The sequence below is a fragment of the Nostoc sp. ChiQUE01b genome (genome assembly GCF_034531255.1).
Classification (GTDB): domain Bacteria; phylum Cyanobacteriota; class Cyanobacteriia; order Cyanobacteriales; family Nostocaceae; genus Nostoc.
Map to the genome: position 1 here is coordinate 1 of NZ_JAVRBM010000147.1, position 10,896 is coordinate 10,896.

Sequence of the window (10,896 nt, forward strand, 5' to 3'; positions counted from 1 at the left end):
CTCTCTAGTTAACTTTTCGTTACATACTTGAGATTTTTCCCGCCCACTTACTTAATCGTTGCGTATTAATAGTTAATTGCCCACTATTTCCAGTACCCAAAGCGCTGGTTGATAGTCTACTTCCTGTAGTACTTGTCTCTCCAGTTTGTGGATCAATAAATGTTGTTATACCGCTCAAAGTAACGGAATCTGAAGCGTTAACTAATAATTTGCCGCTACTACCGATTCCTAACGATTGCGTACCAATATTTCCACCGTTAGTAAGTGTAAGCGATCGCGTTTCAAGCTGAATATTTCCAGCATCGCCTTGACCAGTGCTGGAAGATGAAATTAAAGCAAGATCGTTTAATAAAATTGAATCATCAGCAACAATCCGAATATCGCCACCCCTTCCCTCATCAAGATTTGAAGAGCCGATCAAGGTATTGCTACCATCAAGTGTGAGTTTTCTCGTGTTGATTTCAATATCACCGCTAGGCTGATTATTAACCTGACCAAAAGCAGACGCAGTAGAAGAACTTGAAATATCACTTCCGCTCAGTGAAATGGCTTCTTGAGCTTTTAGGGTTATCTTTCCACCTTGCCCTTGTCCAGTATTGCCAGAACTAATTGTGGATTGGTTACTTAAATTAATGTTTCGAGTTGTGATTGTAATATCACCAGCTTTACCTATCGGATTGAAGATTCCACTGGTAGTAATAAAACTATTATCGAGGCTGATATCATCCTTTCCATTTAAAATAATATTTCCCCGACTTCTCGGCCCATTACTATCAATTATGCTTTGGTTTTTGAGACGAATCGATTGGCTATTAATTACAATATTTCCTGTATTACCTAAAGAGTTTTCCGAACCCCGACTTGCAATATTACTAACATTATCGAGTGTGACATCGCCAGTTGCATTAACTACTATATCTCCCGCAGTAACACCCGGTTGACCTTCGCCAGTTTGAAGTAATGAACTAATAGAACTATTCCCAGAAAGACTAATATTACCAGCATTAACCGTAATTGCACCCCCTTTACTTGTCAAAGCAAAGGCGTTGTTTTGCAGGAAAATATCTGCTTTTGGTACGCCATCTGGAAAGGCTAACTGCATTTGATTACCGCTACCAATCAACTCAACATTTCCTGTTCCTGCAACTGCACCCAATTCCAAACGATTTCCTAACGAACTTGCAACACCACCATCAAATGTAATATCTCCACCTATTAAATAAAAACTTCCCAGTGTCGCAACTTGACGACTACGGTTAATTATTTCTCCTTGATTAATCTGATTAAACAGCAACGCTGAAGGATTCACCGATAACAAAGGTGCTGCTTGGGGATTTGTGGCACTAAAATTTCCCTGATTCTCAAACTGCACCCCATTTGCAGTTGTCCCAACAAATGAACCCTGTACATCTAAACTGGCTTTTCCCCCAAAAATAATCCCATTGGGATTTATTAGAAATAAATTCGGCTGCGAGTTGCCAGAAGTACCCAGCTTACCCAAAATTTCAGAGCGATTACTTCCCGTCACTCGTGCCAAAATATTCTGAATATCTGCACTAGGACTCAAAAAATAAGCTTCCCGTCCCTCGCTGACGTTAAACTCTCGGAAACTATGAAACAGGTTTATTCCGCGAGTTGCACCACCAGTAATTACTTCAACAGGCGAATCATTAAAATTAGTTACAACATTGGAATTTTCAGGCCCTAATGTGTTGTCCGGCGCGATCGCACTTTGGGCAAAAACAGGAGTTGGAACAAATGCGACTATTCCAAATAAACTCCAGGCACTTGCTATTTTCAAACACAGATTGCAGAATTTTTTATCGATCGCAACAGTTTTCTTAAAATATTGTGTTGTTGAGGATAGTGGCACAATAATAGCTTGACGTTGTAGCGATCGCAAAATCATAAGCTGTGATAAAAATAATTAATTTGATTTGTAGTATACCGCTATTTAGATAATAAACTTATGATTTTTTATTGGTAAACATTCATGACAGAAATGTTCTGCACATTGGTGTTTGCAGTTTTCTGCACTCTGCTTTGCTGAAATCTGCAATTATATGAGCAACGAGTTGAAAGATTTATTTTGAAAATCAGTTTAATCTAAAAACTATCAGGAACGATTAATAAACAAAAACACCAAACACAATATTAGTTTTTAAGTAATTACATCGTTTCTAATTTACTTTATTTTTTGAGTTTTGCCTTTATTTACGATTCAGTTGATTACTGGGAATCTCAATAGGATGCTTCCAATATATCCACCAAAAAATCAGGAGTTTTAAATATGTCTGCGTCTGAATATGTTATGCACAATATATTTAACAAAATTGTTAGTGAGTACCATCCTTTTGCGGAGTATCAGGGTTATGCAGAAGGAGAGAATGGATTCATAGTTTACTATCAAGGAACAAATGGTCAGCAACATATGGTAGTAGACACAGAGGGCAATATCATCTCTGATTCGACGATGGGAACCACTCGTTCTCTAGGCATATTAGCTGTGGGTGCAGCTTTTGTTTCGGCGTTGATGGGTGGTGAGTAGATTATTAATTGCCTGCCAAAGGAGTCAAAGGCGATCGCACTTGTTATTCTGAGTATTTGAAATGCGATCGCTTTAGTGCCTCAGTAAAGAAAATGGATACCTATTACAGTAAACAAAGGTGCGAAAAAATGAAAAAAATTTCTGGAAAATTGGTAGCAAGTTTATTTGTTGTCCCACTTACTGTTTTCAGCTTTTCACTTAAAAGTAATGCTCAAGTCTATAATGGCGAAACAGGAGACAATGGGAATAGAGAACTACAAATTGCAAATTATTTAAATGAAAGAAAACAAATTATAGATAACTGGATTAACGCTATAGAAAATGCAAACAATCTAGGGAATCCAAGTCTTGCAAATCAGTATAAACCAGTTGCTTGCACAAATTCTCTATTATTCCAGGCAGACTTACAAAAGCGTGTAATTAGTGGTGAAATTCCTTCTGATAATGAAAATTTAAAATTACTAGAAGCGAGCATTCAATATCTTCAACTAAATTATTGCTAATAATACTTATCAGAAGAGGGTAATATCATGTCCGGTTAAACACTTGTCATTGCGTTCGCTCTTAGCGTTCCCGAAGGGTACGAAGTGAAGCAATCGCAGAGGTCTTGCGATTGCTTCGTTCCACTTCGTTCCACTTCGTTCCACTTCGTTGCACTCGCAATGACATATTACAAGTAATTTGCCAAACACGATATAATTCCTTTAATACTATTAATTTATGAGACTCTGGAAAAGTCGTGGCGCGATCACAACCCACAACTATACATTTTGATACTTTGTCAGGTTCTGCTGACTTCAAGAACACTGGTATTCGATCAGCTATTTATCTCAGAGCTAAATTTTGGTACTTTATAGAAATAATAAATAGCAATAAAATTCAGTGTTTACAGGAGCTAGTTTGCGGTAATTTCGTTCGATTTATCAGCCACTTTGACTTGTCCCAAAACAAGACGATGCTGACTCGACCATGCAGTGACTAGGTGCAAAGCTGTTTTTACCAATACTCTATTCATCTGCTTCATCTCCAGAATTGTTACGGAGACTTTTGGTAAAAACTATAGCACTAAAAGAAAACGGTAGAATACGCCCAAATAACGAATGATGCTGTGCTAACTTAACCCGATTGCCGCCAATGTGTCGGTGCTTCGATATAATCAGGTAGGCGAGTGGTGCGATCGCCAGAAGAATGAGTTTAATTTGGTCTACTAATTTTTAATTGCGATTGTGAATTATATCGTGGGTAGGCATTGCTCAAGATGCTAAAACTTCACTGAGGATAACAACAGGTAAACCACGAACATTACGAAAGCCTTTATCGTTGGTAACAAATTGGTTAGAATTAACAGATAAAGCTGTTGCAGCATGAATAGCATCGGGTGTTTTGAGGTTACTTGTAGCCCGAAGATTAGCAGATTGTCGCAGTATTGATTGACTAATAGGAATTAACTGCACTTGAGATGATAATAATAGTTCTTCATAGTCTGTTACTAAAGAATTATTGCCATTACGTAATGGAACAACTAAAACCTCCATTAATATTAGTTCACTGCTGATGATTTGAATATCTCCTGTATAAAAATTAGACCATAGTGGTTGCAGAAGAGAGTAATAATCAGGGTTGCCTTCAATAGTATAAATAGCCACCGAAGTATCTATATAAATAGAGCCACTTGTTGGAAGTATTAGCTGTCCCATGATAAGCGTTCTTCTTGTAGTTGTCTGTCTATATCCTCAGCAGTTCGAGAAGGGTGTCTCCTACGACTTTCTTCTATAATGTCCAGTACAGAACGATGTTTTGGTTCAGTTTTTTCTGGTAAAATCACAAATACATCAACGCTATCGCCTATTTCAGCTTCTGGAATTTCAATTTCTATTTTTTTTCCTGGTAAAACTTTGGTTGTGATACGTAAAGCTGATTGCATGGTTTGTCCCTCAACATTGATTAATAGTCTACGCAAGATTGTTCTCTTCTATATTCTCTTACCAGACATAGCTTTCATCTGCTTCATCTCCAGAATTGTTACGGAGACTTTTGGTAAAAACTATAGCACTAAAAGAAAACGGTAGAATACGCCCAAATAACGAATGATGCTGTGCTAACTTAACCCGATTGCCGCCAATGTGTCGGTGCTTCGATATAATCAGGTAGGCGAGTGGTGCGATCGCCAAGTGCCTCTCTAATCTGCTGCAACTCTAAGTTTTTCGCTCCTGTCAAAATAGTCCCTTCCAATTTGACATCACTGAGATTAGCTTGTGAAAAGTTAGCTCCCATGAGGTTTGCTTGAGTCAGGTTAGCTTGATAAAAGGTTGCCCTATACAGGTTTGCTCCAATCAGATTAGCCTGATATAGGTCAGCTTCCGTTAAGCTAGCTTCCGAAAGGTTGGCAAAATAGACTTCTGTTTGATGGAGTTTGGCTGCATTCAAATTAGCCCCAGAAAGGTTAGCTCCATTTAAGTTCGCCCCACAGAGATTAGCACCAATCAAACCCGTTTGGTGCAGGTTGGCTTTACCCAATTTTGCTCCTTGCAAGTTAGCTAAAAATAACTTTGCTCCAGAAAGGTTAGCTACTTTTAAGGTCGCTTGTTGTAAGTTAGCTTTATAAAGGTTCGTCCCCTGTAAATTAGCTGCACGCAGACTTGCACCAGAGAGGTTGGCTGAACGCAGGTTTGCTCCAGAGAGGTCAGTACGATTCAGGTTAGCCCAACAAAGGCTGGCTCCATATAAACTAGCTTTTAGTAATTTAGTTTCATAAAGAATCGACCTAATAAGTTTAGCGCCAGTAAGGTCTGCTCCACTCAAGTCAGCCCCACGTAAGTCAGCCCCACTCAAGTCAGCCCCACGCAGGTCAGCTTGTTGCAGGTTAGTTTTTAGCAGGTCTGCTTGTCTAATATCGGTGTTACGTAAATCAAGTTTCTGATCTTTTGGGTCTTCGAGTAAATTACGCCTGCCGATAACAGTCAGGGCTGCTTGAATATCGGTACGTATTTTGGGGAATTCTTCATGGAGATTTTGCTCCAACTGCGGCGTTGGATGCGACCCACCTCGACGCCGACTTGAGTAAATTGCTCCTTGATATTCCGGGTTTTGTTGCTCGCCTTTTACGTGCTGGATGGGTGCATTCTCTCGCACAAAGGCAGTGAGGATTTCCATAATTGTCCAGTGTTCTTGAGGAAAATCCTGAGCAACCCTTTCTAAAGCATAAATTGCGCCTGTCCGGGTTTCCACCTTTTCATGGCCAAGCTGGGCAATTGCGCCCATAAAGCGCTCTGCAATCAATCTGTCTTGATTAAGTTTTGCATTTTGCAAGCCAATTTCTAAGTTTTTCTCAGATGCGATCGCACTCTTGTGCATCGCTTGGGCACGCCTTGCTGTATAATAAGTATTAAACATTGCTGCTGATGTAAGAAAAACTATTGCAGTAGTTGTTAAAGCTTGGTTTCTATAGTGGATTTTTTCTTGAATTGACAATTGTTTAATATTGGACAAGACAAAGAAAATTACAGTCAACGAGCAGCCAAATATAACTGTTAAAGTTATCAACCAATTCAAAAGAGCGTCTGTCTTTTTAGAAGACATGATAAAAATTTTCCTTACAACCTAGAATTATTACTTAGCTGTTTAGGAAAAATAGTATAGCATTTAGCAGAAAATTATAATAGGTGTCAAAACACTCATTGAACTAGGCAATGATATCGAATATACTTTTACATCACGATACAAAGAAATGCTTGCGGTACAAGAATTACGAATTACGCTCAAAAGAGGGAATGGAGAGTTTTTAGCGTTTAATAAGCAATCAAGCGGATATGATATTACTCAGAGAATTTGGTTTCTCTGAGGTTTGCGCCATCGAGTATGGTGTCATAGAGAATTGCTCCATGCAAGCTAGCTAAATATAAACTAGCACGATGCAGGTTAGCTCCAGAAAGGTTAGCTTCAGAAAGGTTAGCTGCACTGAGAATTGCTCCTTCTAAGTTTGCTAGATATAAATTAGCTCCTTCTAGATTCGCTGCACTAAGTATTGCCCCCGCTAGATTAGCTTCTCTAAGATTAGCCCCAGCTAGATTAGCTTGATAGAGATTTATCTGTTGTAGATTCGCCCCTTTCAAGTTTGCTCCTCTCATATCCGTGAAGCTCAAATCTAGTTGCTGATTTACTGGGTCTTTGTTTGCATCTCTTCTGACGATAACAGTCAGGGCGGCTTGAATATCTAAACGAATTTTTGTTGACAGGTTGCTTGTTACTTCCTCTTGGAGCATATAAGGAGCATTTTTTCGTACAAAAGTAGTAAGAATGTCTATGATTATCCAGTGGTACTGTGAATGATTATGGGCAATTTGCTCTAAATCATTAATTACAGCTACATTGGTTTCTATAGTATTATTTCCAAGCTGTTCACTTGCTATTGTTAAGCGTCGTTTTAGCAACTGATGCTGATTTTGTTTAACTTGTTTCTGGAAAACAAGTATGTGCAGGAGTATTTTTGAGAGTTGGACGTGAGTTTTTGATAAAATATTTTTCATAGTATTAAAAGTATTAATAATTAATGAAAATAAATTTAAATGCCTGTTTTTGATTGAATAAATTACTCGCGTCTGCTATTGTTTCATACATAGTTGTACTGAAATATCCTAAGAGGATGTTTGAAAAGTCCTTAGTGATGTATTAAATACTTTTAGATCCCCCTAAATCCACACCACTTGCTTCAAGTCGGGCATTGCCCGCCCAACACAGTGGCTCCCCTTAAAAAGGGGGGCTTTGATTCCGTTTTCCCCCTTTTTAAGGGGGGCTAGGGGGGATCAATAAGTGCCTAATATCACAGCCGACCACTTTTCAGATAACCTCTAATGTAACCAACAAAATGTAAAATACAACTTTCGATTAAGTAGACATAAGCATAGAGACTCTTGCAATCGCCAATAATCAGTTGTATTCACTGACCATTAACTCTCATCATGATAATTTTGATTTATTTATAATTATTAATTAACGAAAAATGACTATTAAAGTTCAGCAAAATATACAACCAATAGTTAAAAATCTGGTGTTAATTGGTGGCGGTCATAGCCATGCTATTGTTATGAAAATGTTCGGTATCAAACCGTTAATAGGAGTACGTTTGATACTGATTACCACAGCATCAGAGACAGCCTACTCTGGGATGTTACCAGGACATATTGCCAGATTTTACAGCCACAATGAATGCCATATTGACTTGCGACCCTTGGCGAACTTTGCTCAAGCACAATTGTATATTGACACGGTAGTTGCCCTTGACTTGAAAAACAACAAAGTTCTCTGTGCTAACGGACTTGTGGTAGATTTTGATGTGCTGTCTATTGATATTGGCAGCACTCCGGCTATACTGTCTGTATCAGGTGCGGCAGAATATGCGATCGCAGCTAAACCAGTATCGCAGCTATTAGAGCATTGGTATGAACTAATTGAAGCTGTAAGTAAAAATCCTCAAGAACCAATTAGGATTGCGATCGTAGGTGGAGGCGCTGGCGGTGTAGAATTAGCGCTATCGATGCAATCTCGTTTACATCAGATTTTGGATGAAACTCAACAACCTATTCAAAACCTAGAAATTCATTTATTCCAGCGTGGACAAGAACTGATGCCCAATTATCATCAATCAGTGCGGCATCAACTTCAGCACATTTTAACTGACCGAGATATTAAGTTACATCTGGGAGAAACTGTGTGTAAAATTGCACCTAAAACCCATAATGAAGCTAAAGAAGTATTTGAAATAAAATGTAAATCTGGTTTGACAGTAGAGTGCAATAAAATTTTTTGGGTAACACAAGCATCAGCACCCGAATGGTTAAAAAACGCTGGACTAGGAACTGATGAGCAAGGTTTTATTTTAGTAGAAGACACGCTGCAATCTCAAACGCACCCGCAGGTATTTGCATCTGGTGACATTGCCACAATGGTAAATCATCCACGTCCGAAAGCTGGGGTATTTGCTGTTAAGCAAGGTAAACCTTTGTTTGAGAATTTGCAGCGAATTTTATTAGGCAAGCCGCTCAAATCTTATAGACCACAGAAACAATATTTGAGTTTAATTGGTACAGGAGACAAACGAGCAATCGCAACCAGAGGCACTTTTACTTTACCACCCCACAAACTCTTGTGGTATTACAAAGATTGGATTGACCGCTGTTTCATAGAAGGCTTCCGCAACTTCTGAAGACACACAGAGGTGTAATGGTAGTGGCATGGCGCAGGTAAAATAATGCAAGTATGTCGTTTGACACTCGCCATTGAAAAGACAAAGGTATCGTTCCCAGTTTTCTCTATTGAACTGTGTAGGCAAGCATTTACCGCAGGCATCGCCACTTCAAAATTGAACTCAATTCTAATTATTGCCGGAGTTTTCTCTCAACCAAGGCATCCCACCGAAACACCACGAGTAACATGACAATTCCTAACACTGCAAAGTTGAATGGTACTAGCAAAGATAATATGACAAATAGGCATTCCATTGGCAGAAACTACCCTGAAAAATACAGTAGTAGGAGAATACCATGACAACGCTGCTGAATGAGACGGTTGAAAGGCTGAAGACCAATGTGAAGGGTCATGTGGTACTTCCTAATGATCCGAGTTATGACGAAGTTCGCGAAATATGGAATGCGATGATCGATCGCAGACCTGCTGTCATCGTGCAGTGTGCAGAAGCCGATGACATTCGCTATGCGATCGCATTTGCGCGAGAGAATGGGCTTGAAATATCAATCAGGGGCGCTGGACATAACATCGCGGGGAACGCTGTATGTGATAACGGCCTGATGATCGATCTTTCAACCATGAGGAATGTCCGCATTGATGCTCACAAGAGGCGTGCTTATGTCGAACCAGGTGCCACACTTGGTGATTTTGATAAAGCGGCACAGGTGCATGGGTTAGCTACTCCAGTGGGAATTAATTCAACGACTGGTATAGCAGGTCTTACCTTGGGTGGCGGTTTCGGTTGGTTGACGCGTAAGTACGGCATGACAATCGACAATCTTGTCTCTGCAGAAGCGATCGCAGCGGATGGGAATAAGATACGAACAAGCGAAAACGAAAACGCTGACCTTTTCTGGGCGATTCGAGGTGGCGGCGGTAACTTTGGGATCGTAACTGAGTTTGAATTCGCTCTTCATCCTGTAGGCTCTGAAATATTGGCTGGGTTGATCGTTTTTCCGTTTAGCCAAGCCAAACAGGTACTGACACAGTATCAGAAATTTGCTGAATCAGCCCCCGAAGAACTCAATGTGTGGGTAGTACTTCGCAAGGCTCCGCCACTGCCTTTTCTTCCTGTGAATGTGCATGGCAAAGAGGTAGTCGTGCTGGCTGTCTTTTATGTAGGTGATATTGTAGAGGGTGAGAAACTGATCGAACCTCTACGTAGTTTTGGCAATGCCTATGGCGAACATATCGGTGTTCAGCCATATCTAGAATGGCAGCAAGCTTTTGACCCGTTGCTGACACGCGGTGCTAGGAACTACTGGAAATCTCATAATTTCACAGAGTTACATGATGGAGTACTGGATGCGATCGTGGAATTCGCCAGCAAGCTACCCTCACCACAGTGCGAAATCTTCATAGCATTAATTGCAGGGGCATCTAACCACGTCTCGGCAGATGCCACGGCATATTACCATCGGGATGCGAAGTTTGTGCTTAACGTGCATGGACGATGGGATGATGTAGCGCACGATAAGATATGCATTGCATGGGCACGTGAGTTTTTCCAAGCTTCTGCCCCCTATGCATCCGCTGGTGCCTATGTGAACTTCATGACTGAAGAGGAGGGCGATCGTGTCGCAGCAGCTTACGGCTCTAACTACGATCGCTTGGTACAGATCAAGAAGCGGTACGATCCTGAGAACATTTTCCATCTCAACCAGAATATCAAACCGATCCGAAAATGCTAACAATTGCTAACAAATGCCCGCATTTTCTTCCTGTTTCATCCTGGAAGTGTCGGCACTATCCAGTCCACAGGCTAACACGGTCAATCTGACCGCTTCTTGACTTAAATTAACAGCAGCATTCAAATCTCTATCACACTCAAAACCACAGTAATCACATTGGAATACTCGTTGAGACAGTGGCAGAGATAATTTTTTCTCCCCACAACTAGAGCAAGTTTTACTACTGGGATAAAATCTATCTACAACTACTAACTTGCTACCATACAGTTGAGTCTTGTATTCTAACTGACGACGGAACTCATAAAAACCCATATCAGCGATAGCTTTAGATAATTTACCATTCGCTAACATTTCTGATACATTAGACCCGTCCTAAAACTTGCAAGCAAGTATATATAAGGCTTTGAGACCGCC

General features: G+C 40.1%; 11 protein-coding genes. 5 read left to right on the forward strand and 6 right to left on the reverse strand.

What is annotated here, in order from left to right:
• Positions 1–19: 19 nt before the first annotated feature.
• Positions 20–1,909 (reverse strand): filamentous hemagglutinin N-terminal domain-containing protein, encoded by a 1,890-nt coding sequence (locus RMY63_RS40180; protein WP_322734010.1) that lies wholly within the window; start codon positions 1,907–1,909, stop codon positions 20–22.
• A 381-nt stretch (positions 1,910–2,290) separates the two neighbouring features.
• On the opposite strand from RMY63_RS40180, the gene RMY63_RS40185 reads away from it, so the two are divergent.
• Positions 2,291–2,548, forward strand: coding sequence for a hypothetical protein (locus RMY63_RS40185; protein ID WP_322734011.1), 258 nt, complete (start codon positions 2,291–2,293; stop codon positions 2,546–2,548).
• Positions 2,549–2,676: 128 nt separating this feature from the next.
• Complete coding sequence (locus tag RMY63_RS40190; protein ID WP_322734012.1) at positions 2,677–3,051, forward strand: hypothetical protein; 375 nt, start codon at positions 2,677–2,679, stop codon at positions 3,049–3,051.
• Positions 3,052–3,801: 750 nt separating this feature from the next.
• On the opposite strand, the gene RMY63_RS40195 is transcribed toward RMY63_RS40190, so the two are convergent.
• From RMY63_RS40195 to RMY63_RS40210, 4 genes are all read right to left on the reverse strand, one after another.
• Entirely contained in the window at positions 3,802–4,245 is a 444-nt protein-coding gene (locus tag RMY63_RS40195; protein ID WP_322734013.1) for a PIN domain-containing protein, read from the reverse strand.
• Positions 4,233–4,508 carry a hypothetical protein gene (locus RMY63_RS40200; RefSeq protein WP_322734014.1) on the reverse strand — a complete coding sequence of 92 codons (276 nt, stop codon included), beginning with the start codon at positions 4,506–4,508 and terminating at the stop codon, positions 4,233–4,235. The genes RMY63_RS40195 and RMY63_RS40200 overlap by 13 nt, the downstream gene beginning before the upstream one ends.
• Positions 4,509–4,651: 143 nt before the next feature.
• The gene (locus RMY63_RS40205) at positions 4,652–6,127 is read right to left on the reverse strand and encodes a pentapeptide repeat-containing protein (protein WP_322734015.1); all 1,476 of its coding nucleotides are present in this window, start codon (positions 6,125–6,127) and stop codon (positions 4,652–4,654) included.
• Positions 6,128–6,363: 236 nt separating this feature from the next.
• The gene (locus RMY63_RS40210; protein WP_322734016.1) at positions 6,364–7,074 is read right to left on the reverse strand and encodes a pentapeptide repeat-containing protein; all 711 of its coding nucleotides are present in this window, start codon (positions 7,072–7,074) and stop codon (positions 6,364–6,366) included.
• A 473-nt stretch (positions 7,075–7,547) separates the two neighbouring features.
• On the opposite strand from RMY63_RS40210, the gene RMY63_RS40215 reads away from it, so the two are divergent.
• The 3 genes from RMY63_RS40215 to RMY63_RS40225 all read left to right on the forward strand — a co-directional run bounded on the left by RMY63_RS40215 (position 7,548) and on the right by RMY63_RS40225 (position 10,482).
• The gene (locus tag RMY63_RS40215) at positions 7,548–8,750 is read left to right on the forward strand and encodes an FAD-dependent oxidoreductase (RefSeq protein ID WP_322734017.1); all 1,203 of its coding nucleotides are present in this window, start codon (positions 7,548–7,550) and stop codon (positions 8,748–8,750) included.
• A gap of 45 nt (positions 8,751–8,795) precedes the next feature.
• A complete protein-coding gene (locus RMY63_RS40220) occupies positions 8,796–8,981 on the forward strand; it encodes a hypothetical protein (RefSeq protein WP_322734018.1) in 186 nt (61 codons plus the stop codon).
• Positions 8,982–9,198: 217 nt separating this feature from the next.
• Positions 9,199–10,482 (forward strand): FAD-binding oxidoreductase, encoded by a 1,284-nt coding sequence (locus RMY63_RS40225; RefSeq protein ID WP_322734020.1) that lies wholly within the window; start codon positions 9,199–9,201, stop codon positions 10,480–10,482.
• 6 nt (positions 10,483–10,488) lie between these two features.
• On the opposite strand, the gene RMY63_RS40230 is transcribed toward RMY63_RS40225, so the two are convergent.
• Positions 10,489–10,833, reverse strand: coding sequence for a transposase (locus RMY63_RS40230; protein WP_322734019.1), 345 nt, complete (start codon positions 10,831–10,833; stop codon positions 10,489–10,491).
• Between the last annotated feature and the right edge of the window lie 63 nt (positions 10,834–10,896).

What these genes read in the sequence shown, in the direction of transcription:
- RMY63_RS40220 (WP_322734018.1), top strand. Translation starts at nt 8,796, where the DNA reads ATGCAAGTATGTCGTTTGACACTCGCCATTGAAAAGACAAAGGTATCG.
- RMY63_RS40230 (WP_322734019.1), bottom strand. Translation starts at nt 10,833, where the DNA reads ATGTTAGCGAATGGTAAATTATCTAAAGCTATCGCTGATATGGGTTTT.
- RMY63_RS40225 (WP_322734020.1), top strand. Translation starts at nt 9,199, where the DNA reads ATGATCGATCGCAGACCTGCTGTCATCGTGCAGTGTGCAGAAGCCGAT.
- RMY63_RS40205 (WP_322734015.1), bottom strand. Translation starts at nt 6,127, where the DNA reads ATGTCTTCTAAAAAGACAGACGCTCTTTTGAATTGGTTGATAACTTTA.
- RMY63_RS40210 (WP_322734016.1), bottom strand. Translation starts at nt 7,074, where the DNA reads ATGAAAAATATTTTATCAAAAACTCACGTCCAACTCTCAAAAATACTC.
- RMY63_RS40180 (WP_322734010.1), bottom strand. Translation starts at nt 1,909, where the DNA reads ATGATTTTGCGATCGCTACAACGTCAAGCTATTATTGTGCCACTATCC.
- RMY63_RS40185 (WP_322734011.1), top strand. Translation starts at nt 2,291, where the DNA reads ATGTCTGCGTCTGAATATGTTATGCACAATATATTTAACAAAATTGTT.
- RMY63_RS40190 (WP_322734012.1), top strand. Translation starts at nt 2,677, where the DNA reads ATGAAAAAAATTTCTGGAAAATTGGTAGCAAGTTTATTTGTTGTCCCA.
- RMY63_RS40215 (WP_322734017.1), top strand. Translation starts at nt 7,548, where the DNA reads ATGACTATTAAAGTTCAGCAAAATATACAACCAATAGTTAAAAATCTG.
- RMY63_RS40195 (WP_322734013.1), bottom strand. Translation starts at nt 4,245, where the DNA reads ATGGGACAGCTAATACTTCCAACAAGTGGCTCTATTTATATAGATACT.